This is a genomic window from Bergeyella zoohelcum ATCC 43767, from assembly GCF_000301075.1.
Lineage (GTDB): Bacteria > Bacteroidota > Bacteroidia > Flavobacteriales > Weeksellaceae > Bergeyella > Bergeyella zoohelcum.
Genome location: NZ_JH932293.1, coordinates 928213 through 953153, shown reverse-complemented (window position 1 = coordinate 953153; position 24941 = coordinate 928213). Strand labels below are relative to the sequence as shown.

26 protein-coding genes are annotated in these 24941 nt (G+C 36.6%); 13 read left to right on the top strand and 13 right to left on the bottom strand.

What is annotated here, in order from left to right:
- Nucleotides 1-18 precede the first annotated feature (18 nt).
- From HMPREF9699_RS04400 to HMPREF9699_RS04370, 7 genes are all read right to left on the bottom strand, one after another.
- Complete coding sequence (locus HMPREF9699_RS04400) at nt 19-636, bottom strand: TetR/AcrR family transcriptional regulator (protein ID WP_034985586.1); 618 nt, start codon at nt 634-636, stop codon at nt 19-21.
- A 121-nt stretch (nt 637-757) separates the two neighbouring features.
- Nucleotides 758-1837: a diphosphomevalonate decarboxylase gene (locus tag HMPREF9699_RS04395; protein ID WP_002662744.1), complete on the bottom strand. Its 1080-nt coding sequence runs from the start codon at nt 1835-1837 to the stop codon at nt 758-760.
- Nucleotides 1838-1923: 86 nt separating this feature from the next.
- Nucleotides 1924-2937 carry an SDR family oxidoreductase gene (locus tag HMPREF9699_RS04390; protein WP_002662742.1) on the bottom strand — a complete coding sequence of 338 codons (1014 nt, stop codon included), beginning with the start codon at nt 2935-2937 and terminating at the stop codon, nt 1924-1926.
- Nucleotides 2938-2941: 4 nt separating this feature from the next.
- Nucleotides 2942-3715: an alpha/beta fold hydrolase gene (locus tag HMPREF9699_RS04385; RefSeq protein WP_002662741.1), complete on the bottom strand. Its 774-nt coding sequence runs from the start codon at nt 3713-3715 to the stop codon at nt 2942-2944.
- A 158-nt stretch (nt 3716-3873) separates the two neighbouring features.
- Nucleotides 3874-4179, bottom strand: coding sequence for a DUF6922 domain-containing protein (locus HMPREF9699_RS04380; protein ID WP_002662739.1), 306 nt, complete (start codon nt 4177-4179; stop codon nt 3874-3876).
- Between the two features lie 68 nt (nt 4180-4247).
- The gene (locus tag HMPREF9699_RS04375) at nt 4248-4967 is read right to left on the bottom strand and encodes a pyridoxine 5'-phosphate synthase (RefSeq protein ID WP_002662737.1); all 720 of its coding nucleotides are present in this window, start codon (nt 4965-4967) and stop codon (nt 4248-4250) included.
- 81 nt (nt 4968-5048) lie between these two features.
- Nucleotides 5049-6314, bottom strand: a complete 1266-nt coding sequence (locus tag HMPREF9699_RS04370; RefSeq protein ID WP_002662736.1) for a mechanosensitive ion channel family protein — start codon at nt 6312-6314, stop codon at nt 5049-5051.
- Between the two features lie 74 nt (nt 6315-6388).
- On the opposite strand from HMPREF9699_RS04370, the gene HMPREF9699_RS04365 reads away from it, so the two are divergent.
- The 6 genes from HMPREF9699_RS04365 to HMPREF9699_RS04335 all read left to right on the top strand — a co-directional run bounded on the left by HMPREF9699_RS04365 (nt 6389) and on the right by HMPREF9699_RS04335 (nt 13188).
- Nucleotides 6389-6877 carry a DUF456 domain-containing protein gene (locus HMPREF9699_RS04365; protein ID WP_002662733.1) on the top strand — a complete coding sequence of 163 codons (489 nt, stop codon included), beginning with the start codon at nt 6389-6391 and terminating at the stop codon, nt 6875-6877.
- A gap of 124 nt (nt 6878-7001) precedes the next feature.
- Nucleotides 7002-9332 (top strand): ATP-dependent helicase, encoded by a 2331-nt coding sequence (locus HMPREF9699_RS04360; protein WP_002662732.1) that lies wholly within the window; start codon nt 7002-7004, stop codon nt 9330-9332.
- A gap of 644 nt (nt 9333-9976) precedes the next feature.
- Nucleotides 9977-10471: an RNA polymerase sigma factor gene (locus HMPREF9699_RS04350; protein ID WP_002662728.1), complete on the top strand. Its 495-nt coding sequence runs from the start codon at nt 9977-9979 to the stop codon at nt 10469-10471.
- Nucleotides 10464-11147, top strand: coding sequence for a hypothetical protein (locus HMPREF9699_RS04345; protein ID WP_002662726.1), 684 nt, complete (start codon nt 10464-10466; stop codon nt 11145-11147). The genes HMPREF9699_RS04350 and HMPREF9699_RS04345 overlap by 8 nt, the downstream gene beginning before the upstream one ends.
- 118 nt (nt 11148-11265) lie before the next feature.
- A complete protein-coding gene (locus HMPREF9699_RS04340) occupies nt 11266-12138 on the top strand; it encodes an SDR family oxidoreductase (RefSeq protein WP_002662724.1) in 873 nt (290 codons plus the stop codon).
- A 69-nt stretch (nt 12139-12207) separates the two neighbouring features.
- Nucleotides 12208-13188, top strand: a complete 981-nt coding sequence (locus HMPREF9699_RS04335; protein ID WP_002662722.1) for a pyruvate dehydrogenase complex E1 component subunit beta — start codon at nt 12208-12210, stop codon at nt 13186-13188.
- Nucleotides 13189-13743: 555 nt separating this feature from the next.
- Here the strand turns inward: HMPREF9699_RS04335 and HMPREF9699_RS04325 are convergent.
- The 5 genes from HMPREF9699_RS04325 to panD all read right to left on the bottom strand — a co-directional run bounded on the left by HMPREF9699_RS04325 (nt 13744) and on the right by panD (nt 17976).
- Nucleotides 13744-14508 carry a 3'-5' exonuclease gene (locus HMPREF9699_RS04325; protein WP_002662718.1) on the bottom strand — a complete coding sequence of 255 codons (765 nt, stop codon included), beginning with the start codon at nt 14506-14508 and terminating at the stop codon, nt 13744-13746.
- Nucleotides 14509-14541: 33 nt separating this feature from the next.
- Nucleotides 14542-15261 carry a CDP-alcohol phosphatidyltransferase family protein gene (locus HMPREF9699_RS04320; RefSeq protein WP_002662716.1) on the bottom strand — a complete coding sequence of 240 codons (720 nt, stop codon included), beginning with the start codon at nt 15259-15261 and terminating at the stop codon, nt 14542-14544.
- A gap of 82 nt (nt 15262-15343) precedes the next feature.
- A complete protein-coding gene (sucC, locus tag HMPREF9699_RS04315; RefSeq protein WP_002662714.1) occupies nt 15344-16534 on the bottom strand; it encodes an ADP-forming succinate--CoA ligase subunit beta in 1191 nt (396 codons plus the stop codon).
- An 87-nt stretch (nt 16535-16621) separates the two neighbouring features.
- Nucleotides 16622-17620 carry a lysylphosphatidylglycerol synthase transmembrane domain-containing protein gene (locus tag HMPREF9699_RS04310; RefSeq protein WP_002662713.1) on the bottom strand — a complete coding sequence of 333 codons (999 nt, stop codon included), beginning with the start codon at nt 17618-17620 and terminating at the stop codon, nt 16622-16624.
- A 5-nt stretch (nt 17621-17625) separates the two neighbouring features.
- A complete protein-coding gene (gene panD, locus HMPREF9699_RS04305; RefSeq protein WP_002662712.1) occupies nt 17626-17976 on the bottom strand; it encodes an aspartate 1-decarboxylase in 351 nt (116 codons plus the stop codon).
- 422 nt (nt 17977-18398) lie between these two features.
- On the opposite strand from panD, the gene HMPREF9699_RS04300 reads away from it, so the two are divergent.
- Nucleotides 18399-18701 carry an HU family DNA-binding protein gene (locus HMPREF9699_RS04300; RefSeq protein WP_002662711.1) on the top strand — a complete coding sequence of 101 codons (303 nt, stop codon included), beginning with the start codon at nt 18399-18401 and terminating at the stop codon, nt 18699-18701.
- Nucleotides 18702-18751: 50 nt separating this feature from the next.
- Here HMPREF9699_RS04300 and pdxH read toward each other — a convergent pair whose 3' ends face one another.
- Nucleotides 18752-19396 (bottom strand): pyridoxamine 5'-phosphate oxidase, encoded by a 645-nt coding sequence (gene pdxH, locus HMPREF9699_RS04295; protein WP_002662710.1) that lies wholly within the window; start codon nt 19394-19396, stop codon nt 18752-18754.
- A gap of 27 nt (nt 19397-19423) precedes the next feature.
- Here pdxH and HMPREF9699_RS04290 point away from each other — a divergent pair, with 27 nt between their 5' ends.
- The 6 genes from HMPREF9699_RS04290 to HMPREF9699_RS04265 all read left to right on the top strand — a co-directional run bounded on the left by HMPREF9699_RS04290 (nt 19424) and on the right by HMPREF9699_RS04265 (nt 24939).
- Nucleotides 19424-19972: a YqgE/AlgH family protein gene (locus HMPREF9699_RS04290; protein WP_002662709.1), complete on the top strand. Its 549-nt coding sequence runs from the start codon at nt 19424-19426 to the stop codon at nt 19970-19972.
- A gap of 30 nt (nt 19973-20002) precedes the next feature.
- Complete coding sequence (locus tag HMPREF9699_RS04285; RefSeq protein ID WP_002662708.1) at nt 20003-21007, top strand: long-chain-fatty-acid--protein ligase; 1005 nt, start codon at nt 20003-20005, stop codon at nt 21005-21007.
- 113 nt (nt 21008-21120) lie between these two features.
- Nucleotides 21121-22047: a T9SS type A sorting domain-containing protein gene (locus tag HMPREF9699_RS04280; RefSeq protein WP_002662707.1), complete on the top strand. Its 927-nt coding sequence runs from the start codon at nt 21121-21123 to the stop codon at nt 22045-22047.
- 125 nt (nt 22048-22172) lie between these two features.
- A complete protein-coding gene (locus HMPREF9699_RS04275; RefSeq protein ID WP_002662706.1) occupies nt 22173-22940 on the top strand; it encodes a class I SAM-dependent methyltransferase in 768 nt (255 codons plus the stop codon).
- Between the two features lie 122 nt (nt 22941-23062).
- Nucleotides 23063-23434 (top strand): BlaI/MecI/CopY family transcriptional regulator, encoded by a 372-nt coding sequence (locus HMPREF9699_RS04270; protein ID WP_002662704.1) that lies wholly within the window; start codon nt 23063-23065, stop codon nt 23432-23434.
- Nucleotides 23434-24939, top strand: coding sequence for a M56 family metallopeptidase (locus tag HMPREF9699_RS04265; RefSeq protein ID WP_002662703.1), 1506 nt, complete (start codon nt 23434-23436; stop codon nt 24937-24939). Before HMPREF9699_RS04270 ends, HMPREF9699_RS04265 begins: the two co-directional genes overlap by 1 nt.
- The last annotated feature ends 2 nt before the right edge of the window (nt 24940-24941 follow it).

The window sequence follows — 24941 nt, the reverse complement described above, 5'->3', positions numbered from 1 at the left end:
AAAAATTGTGATTATAGCTTATGGCTTACCACTGATTTTCAAATATTCATTCAATTGTTTCTTACCTTTCTCAGTAGTCATTGCATTGAGCATCATCACAATAGCACTCTGCGTATAGTCATGCCTTGATATTTTCTCGGTATCTACCAGAGGAGAGTCATCATAAGAAAATACGATAAGCATAAAGAATTTAGCATATTCCTCAGCCTGAAAATCTCCACGATACAGCTCTAAAGCTCTTCCTTTTTTTACATTTTTGGCGAACATCTTTGCTACGGCATTTTCTATTTTATTTGCTTGCTTCTCAAAGAGATGGCAATAGTACTTCTTTAGCTGTCTAGCGAAAATAGAATGATTACTGCTTTCACTAAGGTCTTTTATTTTTTCATCTCTGCAAAGCATCTTTTTAATAGGACATTCCTCTTGATTATCAAAATTTTGCAGTGTTTTCATGATAAGTTCTAGCTCATAGCTCAGCACCTCTTCCAGCAGTTCATCTTTGTTGGCATAAAGCTGATAGAGCGTCTTTTTGGACATAGAAAACTCCCGAGCAATGTCATCCATCGTAGTAGTTTTCGCTCCATTAAGGTAGAATAACCTAAGTGCCTTATCTAAAAAATCGGTTTTATTTTCCATAATTCTGAGTGCAAAGATAAACAAAGAAACTTAAATAAAAAAAAAGTTTCTTAGTTTTTTAGTTTCTTACACCATAAAAAAACTGCCCTAAATGGGCAGTCTATTGTATTCATCAGCTTCTTTACCACTTCATCACATCCTTTACCACACCCCCATTTTGTGTATGAGGCAATAGTTCTTTTTCAATAAATTCAGGAATAGATGAACCATCAGAAACAGATGATGGAAATAACAAATGTACATTGGCTCCTGCATCTAAAGTAAAAAATAAAGGTAATCCTGTCTCTTTTCGGAAGTTCCAAATTTTGTTAATTACTTCCAAGGTTCCTGTTTTCATTAGAATAAAAGCAGGTGCACTCATCATCATCATAGCATGAAGTGTAAGTGCCTCATGCTCTACCAAAGTGATGAACCTTTCTATATCCCCTGATTTTAAAATTTCTTTCATCGGCACAAAATTCTCTCTCGCTTCTTGGAATCTTCTCTCTGCATAAGGATTGGTATTCATCAGCCCATGTCCCACAGTAGAACTCACAGATTTCTGCCCTTCATGAATCAGCAGGACCCAATCATTAAAATCTCTAAAAATAGGATGAATTTCTTCATTAGGATAAGGTACAGCATACAAATCAGAACTTCCTTGTACTTCGGGAGTTTTACCCCAAACCACCAAACCATCATAAAGACTTCTGCACGCAGAGCCACTCCCCAAACGAGCTAAAAAAGAGGCTTTCTTTAAAGTATAATCAATGTCATCTTTCTCCTCCGCTTTCTGCTCCTGAGCGGTAAACTGCCGCTCTATTTCTACCAGACACTTGGCTATAGCACCAAAACCCGATGCAGAGCTGGCTATTCCCGAACTATGAGGAAAAGTATTTTCAGTGTGAATCTCAAAACTCCCTTTCAGTATCCAAGGAAGATATGCTTCTATATTTCTAAAATATTTTGCTATTTTTTCGGCAAATTGCACTTCCTCTTTCCCTGATAAAAAAGTCTTCACGGTAAAAGGTGCATTGGCCTTAAAAATCATTTTCGTATTGGTTTTACAGTGATTGAGTGTAAAACTAATGCTGGGGTTAGCAGGCATCTGATGTGCATATTTTCCCCAATATTTTATCAGTGCAATATTACTGGGACAAGAAGCGTTTACAGCAATATCTTTTATAGTGAAATGAGGATTTCCAATAAACATTTGAGTCATAATCATTATTTTTAAGTCCAAACTGATATTAAAATCATACATCATCCATTGGGAAAAATCACATCCCGCCAAATGATTTATCCATTTTAATTTTGTTTCTCCATATCTTGAATATAGTTTTTTACATGAAAGTCTATACTTTCTTCTATGGGGATAAACTCATATTGTAACTGAGTTTTTATTTTTTGGTTAGAAATAGGTGTAAAAGTAGAAATCGCTTCAATATTGACTTTATTAACCATACGAAGAACAGGCACACACCAGCCGAAGAAGGCATTCGCTACCCTTCCCAGCTGGAGCCAAAAAGGAGCAATAATTTTATTTTCCTTAAGTCCCAATTTCTTACGAATCTTATTCCCTATTTCGTGGTACTTTTTATTTTCACTGATGATGATGAATCTTTCTCCAAAAATTTCTTTATCCATCAGGGCTGTGCTGATTTTTGCCACATCCCGAACATCTACATACGCCGCCCCTCCAGAGAAAGAAAAAGGCACTTTCTGAAAAGAAGAAAATAGCGTACCACTACTATTTTTCCAATTCCCACTGCCCACAATAATTCCAGGATTAATAATCACCGTATTCATTCCCTCAGCACTGGCACGCCACACTTCCATTTCTGAAAAATGTTTGGAAATGGCGTACGATGAATGATGAAGTTTAGAATTAAAATCAGAGCTTTCATCCATCATGCCGTTTTCATTCACTCCATCTAAAACTGCTATAGAACTGACAAAGAGAAATTTATGAATCTGCAATTCTTGGGCTATATAAAGTAAATTTTTGGTACCATCAATATTGGTCTGGTACATTCTTTTTTCATCCTTAGGATGAAAGCTCACGATAGCAGCACAATGATAGATTTCCTCTATGCCATAAAGTGCATTTCTAAGGGAATCTAAATCTTCAAAATCCGTATCTACCCACTCTATTTTACTAAAATAAACCTCATGATGCTCTGTATAGAAACGAAGGGAATTTTTCACTTCTTCTAGATTACTCGTAGGCCTTTTAGTGGCACGAACCACCTTTCCTTGCTTTAGCAATTCCAAAGTAATAACTCTCCCTAAAATCCCCGTTGCTCCTGTTACTAAGACCATATTATTATTTTTTCAAAAATTCTTCTACTGCGGCTGTAAAGTCTTTCGGGTTTTCCGCATGTACCCAATGCCCCGCATTAGAAATAGTAACTAATTGATAATTGGGAAACTGCTGCTTGATAAGAAATTCATCTTGTGGTAAAATATAATGAGATTTAGCTCCTGCAATGAAAAGCGTTTCTCCACTGAAAATACCAAATTTAATGGCATTAGAAACAAAATCATTGTATTTTTCTGCCAAAGTTTTGAGATTAAAACGAAAGTTCAGTTTTTTCTCATCTGTCCAATAAAGATTTTTTGCAAGAAATTGGATTACTGGTTTTTCTTTAATGTAACCAGAAAGCACCTCTTCCACTTCCTGACGAGATTTCACAGACTGAAAATCTACTGTTTGTAATGCTTTTATAATCCCCTGATGATGCGGAGGATATGCCTTAGGAGAAATATCTACCACAATAAGTTTTTCCATTTTTTCAGGATACCGAATAGCAAACTGCATCACCGCTTTTCCTCCCAAGGAATGCCCCATAAGATGTGCTTTCTCTATGCCATAATGGGTCATATAGTAGGCAATATCATTGGCCAAATCATCATGAGACATATCTTCAGAATGAAAACTTTTACCATGATTTCTAAGGTCTATGAGGTGTACAGGATATTCCTCTCCGAGCTCTTTCCCGAAACTCCCCCAATTGTCCAGCATCCCAAACAACCCATGAAACACCAATAACGGAGTCCCCTCCTTTTCTTCACCGTATATTTTTGAATGTAATAACATTATTCCTATAATTTTTCAAATTGTTCTATTATTCTTACTTTAATACTTTCCCAACAGGTATTATCATAGATTAGAGGAGTAGCTTGTTCATCGGCATCGTCAAAATACTCCTCCTACCAATACAAAATTTGAGAAAAGCTCAGATTTCATAATGTTTTTTAGGAGTTCCAATAATTCTGCACTGACTGCTTGTGTCTGTAATATCTAAATTCTTTTTTATCTATTTTAAAAAGCGTGGCAACAAAAGACAAAGCTACAGGATCTAAACTTCTCAAATTCAAACATACTTCTTTGATAGTTTCCATTCCATAACACGCTTTAATCAAATTCCAATCCTCTATTTTACCGTATTCCAAAACTTTATGTATCAACTGAACTTTATGCTTCTGAAGATCAAATCGGTCTAAATCCACATCCCAAAATAGGTGCTTAGAGAAATCATTAACAGTGATATTAGCTTTCATTTTATTAAATACTATTTACATAAATTGATTTACGGTAGATAAATTATCTTTTTTCAAACCGAATAAAATTAATATTTCGCTAACCTTTTCTGATAACTTTGAATAGTATTTTCCAAGCCCAAATAAAGTGCTTCTGAAATCAGTGCATGCCCTATGGAAACTTCCAACAAATTTGGAATATGGGCAGCAAAATATTTTAAATTATCCAAACTCAAATCATGTCCAGCATTCACCCCCAATCCGTATTTTTCGGCCTCTAATGCCGTAGCAATATATGGTTTTATAGCTTCTTCTTTATGATTAGTATAGCCTTTAGCGTACGCTTCGGTGTAAAGCTCTATTCTGTCTGTGCCTGTTTGTGCAGCATATTTTACCATTTCAGGATTAGGGTCAAGGAAAATAGAAGTTCTTATACCTGCCACCTTAAACTCTGCAATCACTGATTTTAAGAAATCCAAGTGTTCTTTACAATCCCACCCAGCATTAGAAGTAATGGCATCATCTGCATCGGGTACCAAAGTAACTTGTTCAGGTTTTACCTCCAAAACCATATCAATAAAAGTACGATGCGGATTCCCTTCGATATTAAACTCAGTAGTTATCAATGGTTTAAGATCATACACATCTTTTCTGGTAATATGCCTTTCATCAGGTCTGGGATGGATGGTAATTCCGTCTGCACCAAATTTCTGAGCGTCTACCGCCACCTGCGTTACACTGGGAACATCTCCACCTCTTGCATTTCTCAGAGTGGCTATTTTATTGATATTTACACTTAATTTCGTCATTTTTATTGATAGTTTAATTCACTAAAAAACAGAAACGAACAGTATTTATGCTTTTGCTCATCCCACTGTTTTAGTTATTTTTTAATTTTTAAGTCCTATAGTTTGCATCACTTCTAAATCAAAAATTTTGGTAGATGCTAAAAGATGATCAAAAATATCCGCTTGTATTTCTTCAAAATCTTTCATTGTTGCCTTATTGGCAAAACAATAAATCTCCAAGGGCATCCCCTGAGGGGTAATATCCAACTGCCTTACCAAAACCACCTCTTTCCGGTCTATATTTGGGGACTGATTGAGATAATTAAGCACATAGCGTCTGAATACGCCAATATTGGTCAGCTGAGGCCCATTAATGATATTATCCGCATAAGGAATTCCCATTCTCATTTCATTAATTTCTGCTTTTTTACTTTCCAAGTAGTCTGAAAGCAGATTAATGGATTCTAATTTTTGATACAATGCCTCATCTACAAACTTAAATGAATTGATATTAAAAACAATCGCTCTTTTTATTCTTCTTCTATTTCCCTCTGCCATCACTTGATTATTCCTAATCTCAGTACTCAGAAGGTCATAAGTAGGCACAGTGGAAACCGTTTTATCAAAATTTCTAATCTTAGTAGTGAGCAGATTAATGTCCTCTATATTTCCTTCGATGTCATACTTAGGAATCCCTATCCAGTCCCCCACCTTTACACTTTTAGATGCTGAAACATGAAGCCCCGTGATAAAGCCCAATACAGTATCTCTAAAGATGAGCAAGATAAGTGCCGTCATGGCTCCTAAACTTTTAAATATATTTTCTAATGTTACCTGAAAGATAATGGAAACCCCAATAAAAATACAAAGAACGATACCAATAATTTTCAGTGTCTGTGTTACCGCACGGATTCCCGTGATTCGGGCATAGTCTCCTTTAAGAAAAAAATAACGCTCCACCGCTTTTAGCGTTCTCACATAAAGAAAAGCGAATACCAAAACCAAGATAAGCCCAAAAATAGTGTCAAAAAATACATGGCTCTTAGGATGTCTATAAAATACTGATGAAACCATCTTTGCCGCCACACCTACCGCTAAAAAAATAGACATCATATTAAGCACCTTAGACTCATATATGGCTCTTAATACCAAATTTTGAGAATATTTTTTTATGAGCTTAAAAACGAAGTGCACCACAATCTTAAACACAAAATTGAGTACGAATAACAATGCCAAAAGTAAAATGGTTTTCGCTAAAATCTGGGTAACAAGAATCATCCCATCAGGCATAGTATCCCTGATGAAAACATGCAGTCCGTCACTGATATTTTGTAAAAAACCTTTTGTCTCTTTAAACTCGTCATTCATAATGGCAAAATTAGTAATAAAAATTGTTTATCTTGGTACGAAAATTAGTAATAATACGATAAAAACACATCATCATGCAAGAATATTTTTGGCTCATCATCAGTTTCCTACTCATTATTATAGGAATTTTAGGTACGGTACTCCCTGTTTTACCCGGGCTTATCCTCAGCTTTGCAGGGCTTTTGGCTTATAAATTCGGGGTAGATAGCTCTTTTAATTCCATTTACCTTTGGATTTTCGGATTCTTCACACTTCTTTCCATGACTTTAGACTATATAGTCCCAGCAAAACTCAACAAAAAATATGGAGGAACAAAATGGGGAAGCATAGGTGCCGTATTGGGTATGCTCATCGGGCTATTTTTCATTCCTACTCCATTTGGTTTTCTCATAGGCATGGCAATGGGCGTACTTACGGGGGAACTTCTTCACGATAAAAAAGACTACCAAAAAGCAATTAACTCTACCAAAGGTGCTCTCATCGGGTTTCTCATGAGCACCTCCTTTAATCTCATCATCGGATTCACCATGCTTATTACAGTACTGGTACATTGGATCATGTAAACGGATATGGTGAACCAAGGTTTTAGAAACGCTTTAAGTTCAGTACGCCTCACAACAAAATCCATCTTTCAGGGACTATTTCTCATTTCATTTCCCTATTTTTGTGGCTTAAAATTCAGTGAAAATGGAGGATTATTTGAAAGGATTAAACCCTGCTCAGTATGAAGCGGTTACCACACTAGAAGGCCCACTGATGGTACTAGCAGGGGCGGGTTCTGGGAAAACGCGTGTACTTACCATGCGTATTGCACACCTGATTACCAATCTAGTAGATCCTTTTCATATTCTAGCACTGACCTTTACCAACAAAGCAGCAAGAGAAATGAAAGAAAGGATAGCCAAGGTGGTAGGCGTAAGCGAAGCTAAATCCTTATGGATGGGGACTTTCCATTCTGTTTTTGCTAGAATCCTTAGAAATGAAGCACATCACTTGGGTTTTCCATCTAATTTCACCATCTACGATGCCCAAGACGCTCTCAATGTCCTTAAAAAAGTAATTAAAGACCTCGGGATAGATTCGGATTTGTATAAACCTAAAAAGGTAATGGCAAGAATCTCCAATTATAAGAATAACCTCATCACCGTAAGGGCTTACCATAACCACCCCGAACTGATGGAAGCCGATGCCAAAGCTAATATGAAACTCATGGGGCAAATCTATCAAAAATATGTGGAAACTTGCTTTAGAAATGGGGCAATGGACTTTGATGATTTACTCCTACGAACCAATGAATTACTTACCCGATTTCCAGAAGTTTTAGCCAAATACCAAGACCGCTTCAGATACATCTTGGTAGATGAGTATCAGGATACCAATCACTCCCAATACCTCATCGTGAAAGCATTGGCATCCAAATTTGAAAACATCTGTGTAGTGGGAGATGATGCCCAGTCCATCTATTCCTTCCGTGGGGCAAACATCCATAACATCCTTAATTTTAAAAAAGACTATCCCGATGCTGTAACGGTTTCCTTAGAACAAAACTATCGTTCTACGCAAAACATTGTCAATGCCGCCAATGTGGTCATTTCTAAAAATCTACAACAGTTTAAGAAAAATGTCTTCAGTGAAAATGAACTGGGGGAGAAAATAAAAGTCTATCGTGCATTATCAGATGCCGATGAGGCGAGCTTCGTGGCAGGAAACATTTGGGAAAAACATAATTTCCAACAGAGAAAACTGAGTGATTTCGCTATTCTCTATCGTACCAATTCTCAAACCAGAGCTTTTGAAGATGCACTTCGGAAGAAAAATATCCCCTACAGAGTTTATGGTGGGCTATCTTTCTATCAAAGAAAAGAAATCAAAGACCTTGTAGCATACCTTCGTCTTCTAGTAAATGAAAATGACTCCGAAGCACTTCTCAGAGTCATTAATTACCCTACCAGAGGCATAGGAGAAACCACCCAAAATAAACTCATCGCTTTTGCAGATACCCAAAATATAAGTATCTCCAAAGTCCTTGACAACTTGGCATTTTACAGTCAACACATGGGGCTTAATACCACTACACTGAATAAACTAGCAGATTTCTGGGCAATGATTAAGGCATTCCAAGCCATGCTAAAAACAGAATCTGCCTATACCGTAACTATGGAAGTGGCAAAGAGAAGCGGTATCATAAAACACCTTAAAGAAGACATGACCCCCGAGGGCATTTCCAGAGTGGAAAATGTACAAGAACTCATGAACTCTATGCAAGGATTCATAGATGAGCAGCTTCAGCTGGAAGACGGAGATCCTTCGCTTCCTAATTTCCTAGAAAACATTGCCCTCTCTACAGACCAAGATAAAAAAGATGATGATGGAGACAAAGTTTCTCTAATGACCATTCACCTTTCTAAGGGATTAGAATTCCCCATTGTCCACCTCGTTGGGTTAGAAGAAAATCTTTTTCCCAGCTTCCTAAGCACCGCCAACAGAGAAGACCTAGAGGAAGAAAGGAGACTTTTCTATGTAGCCCTCACCCGAGCCGAAAAAGAGGCCTATATGAGCTATGCCGTTACCCGATTCCAATGGGGAAAAATCACCGATGGTGAACCCTCAAGATTTTTGAGTGAAATAGACTCACAATTCATTGACTTCCTCAATCCTTCGGTAACCAATACGCGTTTCTCTAATGCCTCAGGGCTTAGTTCATCTATTTTTGATGATACACCTCCTGCCCCGAGGAGTTTTAAAAAATTAGCACCTAAAAAGAAACTTTCCAGCCTAAAATCAGAAGTTCCTCCAACACAAGGCAAAATTCATATAGCGTCTGCTCCGTTTTTCACTCCTGACGGAAACCAAGGCGTACTCTCCGTAGGTGATCAGGTTCGGCATGACCGCTTCGGTGTGGGCATCGTTCAGCGTTTAGACGGCACTGATACCGAAAACATCAAAGCGATGATAGATTTCCAAAACGAGGGACAAAAGAACATCATTCTCAAGTTTGCAAAATTGAGAAAAGTGTAGATGAGAACTTAGAAATGAGAGGTTAGAGATTAAAAACTTCCTAGCTTGTGCATGGTTTACACCAGATGGATTTTTGTTTTTCCTATATAGGATTTTTAATTTCCCAGCTTGTGCATGGTTTACACCACATGGATTTTTGTTTTTCCCAAATGAATTTTTAATTTCCCAGCTTGTGCATTGTTTACACCACATGGATTTTTATTTTTCCTATATAGGATTTTTAATTTCCCAGCTTGTGCATGGTTTACACCACATGGATTTTTGTTTTTCCTAGATGAATTTTTAATTTCCCAGCTTGTGCATGGTTTACACCACATGGATTTTTGTTTTTCCTAGATGAATTTTTAATTTCCCAGCTTGTGCATGGTTTACACCACATGGATTTTTGTTTTTCCTAGATGAATTTTTAATTTCCCAGCTTGTGCATGGTTTACACCACATGGATTTTTGTTTTTCCTAAATGAATTTTTAATTTCCCAGCTTGTGCATGGTTTACACCACATAGATTTTTGTTTTTCCTAATTCATGCTTTGTATTCCTAAAAGTAACAGTACACCACAAACTAAAAGTCTTTATACTTTGTACATTGTACATTAATTTACTCAATAAAAAATAGTATCTTCGCCGTCAATAATTCATTATCATTGGCTTCCAAAGAGAAAATATTCGCACAGTTAATAGAAGAGCATCAGGGACTTATCATCAAAGTCTCTCGTCTCTACACCAATACTTTGGAAGATGAGGAAGACCTTTTTCAGGAAATTGTACTCCAGCTCTGGAGAAGCTATGATTCCTTTACAGGAGGTAGTAAAATAAGCACTTGGATGTACCGCGTAGCACTGAACACTGCCATTACCCTCTTCCGAAAAAAAAATCGTTCCCCACAGTCTGCGGATTTTTGTGAAAATACTCTCGAGAAAATAGAGCAGCCTACCAATGAGAAACAGCAGCAGATAGATCTGCTCTATACCGTCATCAAAAAACTACCCAAGATAGAAAGGGCCATCGTGATGATGTATTTGGACGAACAACCCTATAAAGAAATAGCTGATACACTGGGTATCTCTGAAGTAAATGCGAGAGTGAAAATGAACCGACTCAAGAAAACCCTTAAAGAAATGATGGAAAAATATGCCTGAATTTAATTTTGATCAATATAAATCTGCCTGGAAAGAACAAGATATTCCCCGTAAATACTCTGAGGGACAGATACTAGATGTACTGAATCATCGTTCCAAAAATAATGTAAAATACATCTTATGGATAGGGGTATTAGAGTTTGCCCTTTTCCTAGGACTCATAGTTTTCTACCTCATCACGGGAGAAAAAGATGATTTTTCAGACCTCTTTAAAGCACTCGGCATTAGGAAAGCTGACGAGTATCAAAAAAGCTTTGAACAGAGTTACTTCCTCCTAAAAGTAGTAAGCCTACTGCTCACAGGAACCTTCGTAGTTCTCTTTTACCTCAAATACAAAGCCATAAAAGTAGAGTCTCAGCTCACCGCATTCATACAGCAACTCCTCCGCTTCCGAAAAACCGTTCAGCTCTTTGTATGGCTCAATATCGGGATGGTATGCCTATTCATGCTGGGAGGTACTTGGCTGCTCTATGACGCTATAAAATCAGAATCCATGGGAGGACAAACCGTATTTGCACTGCTCATTGCCTCTGTAGTTGCCATCATCTTTTCCCTCCTATTGGCATGGATATATTACAGAATCGTTTACGGAATACTCCTCAGAAAACTCACTAAGCACCTGAAAAACCTCCAAGAAATGGAAAAAACATTAGAGGAAAACATGGAAAAAGGCTAATTTACCATATCCACTAGGCATCAATATACCATACCCCCTTATTCTACTGGTACTCTGAGAGTAAAATTGACACAAAAAGAATTGGCTAAAAATTCTTATCTTCATCCAAAATTTCAATATGAACTACACCGAAGGAATGCTCAGAGAAGGAGCTTTAAAAGATAAAATCATCATCATAACAGGTGGCGGTAGCGGACTAGGAAAATCTATGGCAAAGTATTTTCTACAATTGGGAGCGAAAATCATCATTACTTCCAGAAACTTAGAAAAACTAGAAAAAGCCGCTGAAGAACTGAGACAGAATACAGGCGGAGAGGTACTTCCCATCGCTTGTGATGTAAGAAATTATAGCGAAGTAAAAGCCATGCTTAATGAAAGTATCGCCCACTTCGGGAAGGTAAATGGGCTGGTAAATAATGCTGCAGGAAATTTCATCTCCCCTACCGAAAGACTTTCTGCCAATGCCTTTGATGTCATTATAGACATTGTACTGAAAGGAACCAAAAACTGTACATTGGCATTAGGTAAATATTGTATGGAACAGAAAATCCCTGCATCGGTGCTCAATATCGTTACCACTTACGCATGGACAGGTTCTGCATTTGTAGTTCCCTCCGCTTGTGCCAAAGCAGGCGTTCTTGCCATGACCCGAAGCCTTGCTGTAGAATGGGCAAAATACAATATCCGATTTAATGCCATCGCTCCAGGTCCGTTTCCTACTCAAGGAGCTTGGGATAGACTACTTCCTGGAAACCTCCAAGAGCAGTTTGACATGAGAAAGAAAATCCCCCTAAGAAGAGTAGGAGAACATCAGGAACTTGCTAATCTGGCGGCTTATCTCATCTCTGATTTTTCTGCCTTTGTCAATGGTGAAGTAATTACCATAGACGGTGGCGAATGGCTACAAGGTGCAGGCGAATTTAATATGCTGGAAAAGATTCCTACAGAAATGTGGGATAGCCTAGAAGCTATGATTAAAGCAAAAAACTAAAACTCCACCCTGTTAAGAACTGAAATATGAAAATATTTCAGTATTTTTGTGCCTTTAAAAATGCAAATTATGGCAGAATATACTTTCCGTGAAGTGATTGCTCAGGCGATGAGCGAGGAAATGCGTAAAGACGAATCCATCTACCTAATGGGAGAGGAAGTAGCTGAATATAACGGAGCTTATAAGGCTTCCAAAGGAATGCTTGCTGAGTTTGGTCCTAAAAGAGTCATTGATACACCTATTGCAGAGCTTGGCTTTGCTGGAATTTCCGTAGGTGCCGCAATGAATGGTAACCGCCCTATCGTAGAATTTATGACCTTTAACTTCTCATTGGTAGGTATTGACCAAATTATCAATAACGCAGCAAAAATCCGCCAAATGAGCGGTGGACAGTGGAACTGCCCTATCGTTTTCCGTGGACCAACGGCTTCTGCTGGACAGCTCGGTGCTACCCACTCCCAAGCATTAGAAAGCTGGTATGCCAACTGCCCTGGACTGAAAGTAGTAGTGCCTTCTAACCCTTATGATGCAAAGGGACTGCTAAAAACTGCCATCCAAGATAATGACCCTGTTATTTTCATGGAATCTGAGCAGATGTATGGTGACAAAATGGAAATCCCTGAGGAAGAGTACTATATCCCTCTTGGAAAAGCCGATGTGAAAAGAGAAGGAAAAGATGTTACCTTAGTTTCTTTTGGAAAAATCATGAAGCTGGCACTCCAAGCGGCAGAAGATTTAGAGAAAGAAGGCATTTCTGTAGAAGTAATAGACTTAAGAACGGTGCGTCCTTTGGATTATGATACTATATTGGCTTCTGTAAAGAAAACCAATAGATTAGTAGTATTAGAAGAGGCATGGCCATTTGCTTCTGTGGCATCAGAAATTGCATATATGGTACAGCAAAAAGCGTTTGACTACCTAGATGCACCTATTAAGAGAATCACTACACCTGATGCACCAGCTCCTTATTCTTCGGCACTTTTCGCAGAATGGTTCCCGAAACTAGAGAAAGTAAAAGAAGAAGTAAAAAAAGCAATGTATAAGAATTGATTTTCCATAATTAATATTTTTTAGTGACTGAAATAAGCTCGGTGTAAACTGAGCTTATTTTTTTACGGTCTAACCCAATGTACTCAGCTTTTCTCCCAATGCATCAACACTATTTCACAAATACTTCTCTCATCATTTATCTTCTAATTCTCTCAAAACTATCGAATTTTCTTTACAAACATTAGAAAAATTATTTTTAATTTTGCTCATAATCAAAATAAATCCGTCCAAATGAAAAACATCATACTATTTATTTCATCATTAATGATAGGAATTATTTTATCTCTAATCCTATCCCAAAACATGATAAACCTTTCTGAGAGCAATATTTATGCACTTATTTTCCTATTGGTATTTTCCGTTCCCATTCTAAAATTTTTATTTCCAACGATGAGAAAATTAGAAATCGGAACCAGTAGATTTTATCCCAACTTGTTCAAACTTATTGCTGGAAAATTAAAAAAATGAGATTCAACACATGGCTATATTAAAAAACAAATCGTCATAGAGAATGACGATTTGTTTTTTTTACCATGCCGAATTTATCTTTCCGTTTTAAAACTTTGATTTAAGCTGAATGGCCGTTAATACTTTTTTGGTGTATAGTGGAAAATCTGCATTCTGAATCCACCCATAATAACCGATATCTTTTTGGAAAACTTCTTTTACTTTTTGTCCTTTGTACTTCCCGAAAGTGAAAATCTCTTCCTTTTTATCATTATATCCGATATATCCTGCTAAATCTGCAAATTTATGATGATGAGAGAATTCACTCAGCCCTTGTATATCATTAGGCACATCTTCGTACTTTCCTACTTGAGCATCCAATACTTCAAAAGTGGCCCACACATCTGCTTCCGCAGAGTGAGCATTTTCTAATGTTTTATCACAATAAAACTGATATGCTGCTGAAAGCGTTCTCGGTTCTTTTTTATGATAAATAGTCTGTGCATCTACCAATCGGAACTTAGATAAGTCAAAATCCATTCCCGCTCTCAGAAGTTCCTCTGCTAGTAGAGGTACATCAAAACGATTGGAATTAAAACCTCCTAAATCACAGCCTGAAATCATCTCAATAATTTTAGGGGCAAGTTCATTAAAAGTGGGGGAATTTTTTACTTTTTCATCAGTAATTCCATGCACATCCGAAGCCTCTTTAGGAATAGGCATTTCAGGATTCACAAGCCAAGTTTTGGATTCTTTACTCCCATCAGGATTTATTTTAAGGATACAAATTTCTACTATTCTGTCTTTGCCTACATTGATACCCGTAGTCTCCAAATCAAAGATACACAACGGTTTATGCAAAATTAAATTCATTATCGTTAATTAAAAAATTACATGATTTAAATATTATTTTTCAGATAATTGCTTCTGAAAAATAAGAGAAACAAAAATATAGTATATTACTAAGAGGGGCATCGCTTTCAGTTGGAAAAAAGCCAATAATAAAATTCCACCCAATAGCAAGGCCATTTTAGGATAATTATCTTTTAACTGCATACTTTTAAATTTCATGGCAATCATTTTTATAGGAGATACCAATAGCCAAGAACTGAGCAGAGTAAGGATGAGCAGAAATAGGGCGTTATTCACTAAAAAATTATAGCTTTCATATTGAATATTCGTGTACAATAATCCAAAAATAAGCACCGTGTTAGTAGGGGTATTTAAGCCTTTAAAATAAAATTTCTGCTCTTCATCGATATTAAAAATAGCGAGTCTCAAACAAGAAAATAGTGTAATGAAGATGCCCAAATAGCTCAACTCAAAAGGCAAAGAAATTCCCATCAATTGGCTCCCAAATGGCTTAAGCATCTGAAACATTGCGAGCCCTGGTATCACTCCAAAACTTACCATATCTGCCAAAGAATCCAGCTGAACTCCCAGATTAGAATTAGATTTCAATGCCCGAGCAATGAAACCATCAAAGAAATCCAAAATTAAAGAAATCATCATACAGAGTGCCACCACGGTATAATCCGCTTTTAGAATGTGAACTACGCCAATAACTCCAGCAAAAAGATTTCCTAGAGTAAAAGCATTGGCTAAATTATTTCTAACAAAATTCATAATACAAAAGTACTGATTTTCTTTATCATAAAAAAGGCTGCCCCTCCATGGACAGCCTTATTAGTGAGCAGTAAAGGCACTTTTATGCCAATACTTCTTTTACTTTATTTGCTGCTTCTTCTAAGGTAATTGCAGAGTGGATAGGAAGCCCTGCCTCATCAATGAGTTTTTTAGCTTCTTCCGCATTCGTACCTTGAAGACGAACGATTAATGGCACTGGGAAATTACCGAATTGCTTATATGCGTCCACTACCCCCTGTGCTACTCTATCACATCTCACAATTCCTCCGAAGATATTGATAAGAATCGCTTTCACATTTTCATCTTTTAAGATGATTTCAAAGGCTGTTTTTACACGAGCAGCATCTGCTGTACCTCCCACGTCAAGGAAGTTAGCAGGGTTACCTCCAGAAAGTTTAATCATATCCATGGTAGCCATTGCCAGTCCTGCACCGTTTACCATACAAGCCACATCCCCATCTAATTTCACGAAGTTCAGCCCCGCTTCACCCGCTTCTACATCCATTGGGTCTTCTTCTCTCTTATCTCTTAGCTCAGCTAAATCTTTATGACGATAAAGTGCATTTCCATCTAAAGTTACTTTAGCATCTACTGCGATGATTTTATCATCTGAAGTTTTTAATACTGGATTGATTTCAAAAAGTGAAGCATCAATACCGATATACGCATTGTACAATGCCGTAATGAATTTTTTAAATTCTTTATTTGCCTGCCCTTCAAGACCCAAGTTAAAAGCAATTTTGTTTGCTTGGAAAGGAAGGAGCCCTAAAGTAGGGTCAATCACTTCTTTATGAATCAAATGTGGTGTTTCCTCTGCCACTTGCTCTATATCCATTCCCCCTTCTGTAGAATATACTACGGTATTTTTTCCTAAAGCTCTGTCTAAAAGAATAGATACATAGAATTCCTTAGTTTCTGAAGCACCAGGATAATACACATCTTCTGCAATCAATACAGAATTTACCAGCTTACCTTCTGCCGAAGTTTGTGGCGTTACAAGACGCATCCCAAGGATATTATTAGCGTTTTCTTTTAATTTATCCATATTTGGGGAGAACTTTACACCTCCACCTTTACCACGGCCACCAGCGTGTACTTGGGCTTTCACTACCCAGCCTTCTGCTCCGGTCATCGCTTTAAGTTTATCGGCTGCCTCCACCGCTTCGTCCACATTATTTGCTACGAAACCACGCTGAATAGCCACTCCATACTTTGATAAAATCTCTTTTGATTGATACTCGTGAAGATTCATATTTTTTTGATTAAATTTTTACTGAATTGAATTTAAGCACAAAAGTACTAAAAAGTTAGCGAATGTACCACAAAGTTTTGGAAAAAATTAAGCCTCCTCCTTTTTTGCCTTTGCTAACATCGGGATGGAAATCAGCCCCATCACAAGCATAATGACCAGCTGCATGGTATGGGAAATAAAAGCATATGCTAACCCCACCTGAGCTCCTTCCTCAAAAGATTTTCCCATAGATAGAAATAAGGCTCCCACACCTATTTTCAGTGCAAAATGAAACGCTCCTATTCCTCCCGAAGCGGGCACCATCATTCCAAAAGTACCCACCACTATAAGGAAAAACCCATCAGCAATACTAAAATGAGCCGTCTCTGGCAATGCAAAGCATACCAAATACGCCGCCAAATAATAGCATACCCATATCATCAAGGAATGAAAGATGAATACACCTGGTTTTCTAAGTTTAAAAATAGATAAGAGCCCATCTAATAATCCATCTACAATCTTGTATATCTTAGCAAAAAAAGAGTTTTTCTCCAATTTTTTCCGAAGAGAAAAAAACAATATAGCACCGAGTAATCCTATTCCTGCTATCCCATAGCCCAGCGATGAAGAAGTTCCGTTTTGACTCCCTGATTGGGCTTGTTGCCAAAACGCTTGAATGGCATCAGATTTTAATACAAAAGTCAAAATGAGAAAAAGCATCATACATAGTAAATCAATGATGCGTTCCAAAACAATAGTGCCGAAGGAATTTTCTACTGGTATCTTCTCCACCTTATACAGTGCCGTAGCCCTTGCCAGTTCTCCACTTCTAGGAATGGTAAGATTCATAAGGTAACCAAAAGAAATAGACCAAAAAGAATTAGAAACCGAAAACCGATACCCCATAGGCTCGAACATTATATTCCACCGAACGGCTCTAAACCAATAAGCCAAAAGCCCAAAAACTGCCGCCAAAGCTACCCAAAAATAATTTGCATTAGCGAAATAATTTTGGATTTCTTTAAAATCTAATCCTCGGGTTGCTAACCACATAAAGAATACTCCTACTAAAACAGAGAGTACTACGGTAATAATCTTTTTTACCATGAAAATCAAGTTAATAGATTTGTTTTCTCATTAGGGAAAATGATTCTCGGCTGGAAGTTTTTAGCTTCTTCTGGGGTCATCTGTGCATAAGCAATGATGATAATGATATCTCCCTTGTGTACTTTTCTTGCCGCAGGACCATTGAGACAAATTTCCCCTGAGCCTCTTCTGCCACGAATGGTATAAGTATCAAAACGCTCTCCATTATTCACATCCACAATATACACCCTTTCTCCCACCAATATCCCTGCAGCATCTAGCAGGTCTTCATCCACAGTAATACTTCCTATATAATTCAAATCGGATTCGGTAACTTTTACTCGATGAATTTTTGATTTAAATACTTCTATTAACATGGTGCAAATGTATTATTTTTTAGAAAAACGAAAGCGAGGGACAAAAGAAAAGTCACCTATTTTTTTCTCTGAATTCGTATTAAACTTTTGATTTTGCTTAATTTTTTAACTTTAAGAAAATTCGAAATCGCTTCAACAAAGTACCGAAAACACTAAAACTTGATTAAACACAACACTTGTAATAACCTTATTTAAAGATTCTTAACAAAAAGAGTAATTGTACTTTATTTTTTCACTTCTTAAATGGACACTTTCATCCAATAAATGGAGGTAGCTTTACTATCCTACGATGTGAGTTCATAGAAAAAATAATTTTCGATTCTAAAAAATGATTTTTCTAGAAAATTTATTTGCACAATTCAGATTTATTTATATATTTGCCTACACAGACACTATATTTATTTATTTAAAAATAAACAATTATGAACAAAACAGAACTCATTGATGCGATGGCACAAGATGCGGGCATCAGCAAAGCAGCAGCAAAACTTGCACTTGAATCTTTCACTAAAAATGTAATAGAAACATTAAAACAAAAAGATGGTAAAGTTTCTTTAATCGGATTCGGGACTTTCTCAGTATCAGAAAGAGCTGCAAGACAAGGTATCAACCCAGCTACAAAACAACCTATTAACATTCCTGCTAAAATGGTGGCTAAATTTAAGCCAGGAACAGAGTTTGCTGAAGCAGTAGCTGCTGGAGATGCTAAGAAAAAGAAAAAGTAAAGATTACTTTTCACAAAGCAAAAAAGCTGTCCAAAAAATGGACAGCTTTTTTATGGTGCTAAACGGACTCTATCCCAATTGTACTCCTCATCTAAAACATACAGCAATCTATCATGGAGTCTATTAGGTCTGCCTTGCCAAAATTCTATTTCATAAGGTATTGCCTTAAAGCCTCCCCAATTCTTTGGACGCACCAGAAGTTTGCCCTCCATTTCCTTTTCTAATGCTCGTAATTTTTCCTCTAAAAACGCTCTATCAGGAATGATCTGACTCTGAGGAGAAACCATTGCCCCCAACTGACTGCCTCTAGGTCGAGATTCAAAATAACCATCGCTCAGATTTTCAGCAATCTTCTCTAAACGAGCTTTGATAATCACCTGCCTCTCTAATCCTGGCCAAAAAAAATGCAAACATACCGCAGAGTTTTCTGCTATAGCTTTCCCTTTTCGGCTATCATAATTGGTATAAAAAACAAAACCTTCCCAATCAAAAGACTTGAGCAGCACCATCCTCGTCCTTGGGCATCCATCTGCTTCTATAGTGGATACAGACATGGCATTGGCTTCTGCTATCGCTGGATTTTCCTCTGCCTCTAAATACCAATTTCTGAACTGCTCCATAGGATTTTCTTTGGCATTTTGCTCCAATAGCGTATCTTTGGCATATACTTGGCGGTGGTCATGTAAATTTTCCATAGTATTAATTCTGTTAAATGTAGAACAATGAAAACTTCGTACAAAGGTAAGCTATTAATCTCCAAACCCAGTATTTCTGGTGATATATTTTCCAGAGCGGTAGTCCTTATCATAGAACATAATGAAGAAGGGGCTTTCGGACTGATCCTTAACAAGAGAAATCCAGCATTATCATCCGCCGCTACAGGCCTACTCCATACCTCAATAGATGTCTATGAAGGAGGTCCCGTGGAAATAGGCAAGATTTTTTTCATCGTAAAAGGAGTACCTCACAGAGATAGCCACCTTGCCTTAAATGAAAATTTTTACCTCACCCAAGAAATGGAAAATATCATTGATGATATACTTAGAAATCAACTTAACACAGATGATATAAAAGTATTTACGGGTTACTCTGGATGGGAGCGTAATCAGCTAGACAATGAAGTGGCCAATAATTTTTGGAATATCATTGATGATCCTTCTTTTGACTATACAGCTCAAGAAGATGATACACTCTGGAAAAATCTGATGCAAAATTTAGGTGGCGAAAATTTACTTTGGGCTAATGCTCCAGAAGATATCACCATGAATTAATCTATTTTTTCATTCTTAATAATTGTATTTGTGAATACCATTTCTACCATTCAAGACGAAAAAGATTTTGAAAAAATCGCTTTAGAAACCTTCCATTATCAATACGAAAACATAGAAATTTACAGAAAATTCGTAGATTTTTTGGGCAAAAAAAGAGAAGATATTTTAAAAATACAAGATATCCCCTTTCTCCCAATAGAAATGTTTAAAAAACATACGGTAATTCATAAAAATTTTGAACCAAAAGATTTTTTTCAAAGCTCCGGAACTGCCGATATGCTCATTCGTTCTAAACATTATATCACAGATTTTATACTGTATGAAGAAAGTATTTTACATAGTTTTCAAGCTTTTATGGGAAAACCTGAAGATTATGTTATTTTAGGACTACTTCCTAATTATTCAGAAAATCCACATTCATCACTTATTTACATGGTAGATTTCTTGATGAAAAAAAGCGGAAAACCAGAAAACCAATATTTCCTTTATGACCATCAGGCATTATATAATATGCTTAATACACATCAAGATAAGAAGATTCTACTTTTTGGCGTTTCTTTCGCTTTGTTGGATTTCTTAGATTTTCTATATGAACACCAGCTCACATTGTCTCTCCCGCATCTGCACATCATAGAAACAGGAGGGATGAAAGGGAGAAAAACAGAAATGACTAAGAAAGAGCTTCTAAAAACTTTTCAGGAAGGATATCGTACTTTGAATGTTTTCTCAGAATACAGTATGACTGAACTTCTTAGCCAAGCTTATTCTATAGGAGAGAATACTTATTTTTCTCCGAATTGGATGAAAATTATGATTCGTAGCCTTGAAAACCCTTTTGTTTACTTAGAAAAAGGAAGGACAGGAGGGGTAAACATCATTGACCTTGCTAATAAAAATAGCTGTGCCTTCATCGCTACCCAAGATTTAGGAAAAATAGGAACCCCAAAACACCCTGCAAGCATTCACTCTGCTTTTGAAATTTTAGGGAGAATAGACCATTCAGACCTACGAGGATGCAGCTTACTAGTGTCATAACATAAAGTCATCAAAAAATAATCAGTATCTTTTTAAACATTTTTTCTTCAAATTATTTGGAATATTAATATTATTTAATATATTTGGTACCACAATATAAAAACAATTTTATTATGAAGAAAATTTTATTATCTGGAATGGTAGTGCTAGGATCACTACTTTCCGCTCAACAGCTCATTTCTTTTGAGGGATCTGAAGGTTACACAATTGGAAACATAGATGGACAGCAGGGATGGACTACTACCTCTACTGGACCTGGAAATCCTAATATTGCAGGACAATTAGTAACCGCAGAGCAATATTCAGATGGAGTACAATCTTTAAAAATTGCAAAAGAATCAGCTTACGGTGCACAACAGAACCCTGTTGTTGGGGCTTTTAAAGCCATCACTTCCCCACTAGATGCCACCAATTTTACTGTATCTTTTGATGTAAGAGTTAACTTGCAAAGTAATAATAGCTCGGATTTTGTTTTCCGTGGTATCAATACAGCAAGCACTCCTGCTTCTATTGTCTATTATATCGATTTTAGTTATGATGGTGCTATAAAAGTAGCTGACATGCCAACAACTGGCTTGGTAAACACTTCTGCTAACTGGAGTGCCGATACTTGGTATCGTGTAAAAATTGTAGGTACAACGAATGGTGTAGAATACTATCTCAATAACACCCTGATCCATACAGCTGCTCATTTAAGCACTTCTACCCAGCTGAACAGAATAGACTTTGTTCATGATAACTATAATGGAGATGGATACATTGACAGAATTGCCATCAATAACGAGGCAGCTCTTAGCGTAAAAGAAACTGTAGGGAATGATACTGCTATTGCCATCTACCCAAATCCTACCACAGATATGCTTCACATCTCATCTGATGAGAAAGTAAATGGTGTAGCTATTTTTGACCTGACAGGTAGAAGAATGAATGCTGACCTAAAAGAGAACCAAGTGAATGTAAATCACCTTGAAAAAGGAAGTTACATTATCACTGTTTCTACTAAAAAAGGAAAAGTTTCAAAGAAATTTATTAAAAAATAATTTCTATTCATAAGATGAAAAGTGGCGTTTCAAATGACTGAAACGCTGCTTTTTTTAATGGTTTTATTGATAAATTAAGGCGTATTATTATCATTACAGAAACTTTGATTAAAAAAACTGTTATTTTGAAAAAATTTGCTCTGTTTTTTTTAAACTTATTTCCAAGACCTTGGCTAATCAATATAAGCCTATGGGCGAGACCGTTAATGAATATCCTCTTTCAAGGTAGCCAATTTACAGACCCTATCAATGGAAAATCTTATCGCAAATTTCTTCCCTATGGCTATGGAAAAGCCAGAGCTAACGCCCTTTCTCCAGGAACACTTAGCCTAGAAAGACACAGACAAATGTGGCTTTACCTCCAGAATGAAACGGATTTTTTCTCGGCAAAACTAAAAGTACTTCACATTGCCCCTGAACAAGAATTTCTGAGACGATTTAAGAAAATGCCTCACCTTAATTATATCTCAGCAGATCTATTTTCTCCCATCGTAGATGTGAAAGCCGATATTTTAAACTTACCTTTTGAAGACAACAGTTTCGATGTTGTTTTTTGTAATCATGTATTAGAACACATTCCAGATGATGCCCGAGCCATGAGCGAACTATACAGAGTAATGAAGCCTGGAGGCTGGGGAATTTTACAGGTGCCTATGAAGATTCATTCTCCTACCACTTATGAAGATTTTACTATCACAGAGCCCAAAGAAAGACAAAAACATTTCGGACAGTATGACCATGTACGCTGGTACGGAATGGATTTTTTTACTCGATTAGAAACAGCTGGATTCCAAACAGAAATTAATTTTTATTCAAAAAAATTCTCTCCAGAAAATCAAAAAAAATTCGGGCTGAATCCTAATGAAATCTTGCCTATTGTAAGGAAATCATAAACTCCATCTACATCCTAAAAATGACCATTATATTTTTATCACTAAAAAAATAGTTGTACAATTAGAAAATATTTTTATCTTTGTATCACTATAAAACTAGTGATAACTTTTTTTTAAAAAATATGAATCCTAAAATTCCTACACTCACAAAAGCAGAAGAACAGGTGATGCAGTACCTATGGACGGTAAAAAAAGGCTTTCTAAAGGACATCCTAGAGCAATTCTCTACTCCTAAGCCACATACCAATACCGTATCCACCATCCTAAAAATCCTAATAGAAAAAGGATATGTAAACTATACCCTACAAGGAAGACAGCATGAATACTTTCCCCTGATTTCCCAAAAGCAGTACAGCGGAAAATCACTCAGCGGATTGGTAGAGAATTATTTCTCAGGATCTTACAAAAATGCCGTTTCATTTTTAGTAGAGAAAAATGAACTGACGGTAGAAGATTTAGAACTTTTACTTCACGAACTTAAAAATAAACGCTGATGGAAACCCTCGCTCTCCATATACTAAAAGTTATCATTTGCTCAGCCATTTTGTTTGGCTACTATTTCATTTTTTTAAAAGATAAGACTTTCCACCATTACAATAGATTTTATCTCCTTGCTTCAGTGCTGGTCTCCTTGCTATTACCATGGCTAAAAATTGACTATTTCACTATAGAAGTAAGCCAAGAAGTTTTGGTGCTTTTTGATGCACTACAGCCTGCCCAGCTGAGCACGGTAATGAATGAGTCCTCAAGATTTATTTCGATAGTTTTTATAGGATTAGGCCTCGGAGCTTTGTTTTTATCAATAAAATTTCTCATCGGAATATGGCAAATTTTGAAACTAAAAAAACATCACGAATGCCAGCAGTGGAACGGAATTTCATTTTACCTCACCGAGTTAGAAGAGGCTCCATTTTCATTCTTCAAAAATTTATTTTGGAAAAAAACTATTCCTCTTTCGTCAGATTTAGGACAGCAAATTCTAAAGCACGAAATGGTACATATAGAGCAAAAACACAGTTGGGACAAATGTTTTTTAGAAGTAATCTGTGCGGTATTTTGGTGTAATCCATTTTTTTGGCTCATCCGAACAGAAATGGGACTCATCCATGAATATTTGGCAGACCAACAAGCCGTAAAAGAAAAAGATACCCAAGCCTTTGCACAGATGCTCTTAGCAAGTCATTTCTCTGGAACACAGTGGCAAGCCGCCCATTTATTATTATCGTCTAACATTAAAAAAAGATTAAAAATGATTACAAAAACAAAAACGAAACACAGCTACCTAAGAAAATTATTAGCACTACCTATTCTTTTCATCATCAGTTTTGCTTATTTGGTTAATGCAAAAAACAAAGAAATCATCCGCCTGAACACCAAAGCGAAAATCATTGTAAAAGAGATGGAAAAATCGGCTTCAACACAATTTTCTGAGTTAAAAAACGAATCATTCCTAAAAAAAATGGATACTTTGAAGGAAAAAAAGCAACATGAAGCAAAAGCTAAACAACATGAAGCAACAAAAAAACAATATGAAGCAGAAAGAAAGCAAATTGAAGTAAGAGCAAAGCAACTTGAAGCTGAGAAAAAACAACTTGAAGCAAAAGCTGAAAAGCATGAAGCAGAAAAAAAGCAATATGAACAAAGTGACATGAATATGAAGCAGATGGAGAAAGCCATGGAAAAAATGGAAAAGGATATGAAGCAAATGGAAGAAAACATGGAAAAGATGGAAAAAAGTATGATACAGATAGAAAAAGATATGGTAAATGCTATTCAAAAGAAAGGTTTACCTAAGTCTTCCTCAGATAAAATAGGAGCACATAATCATGTAACCTATCCTAATACCTTTTTCTCAAAAAATGTCCTATACACCCTTGATGGCAAAGAAATCTCAAGGGAAGAGCTCAATAAATACCCTGTTGATAAAATTAAAAGGATATCAGTTTTTAAAAACGGAGATACACCAGAAGTTAAAGTAGAAAGTAAAGAAGCAAAGTAAAA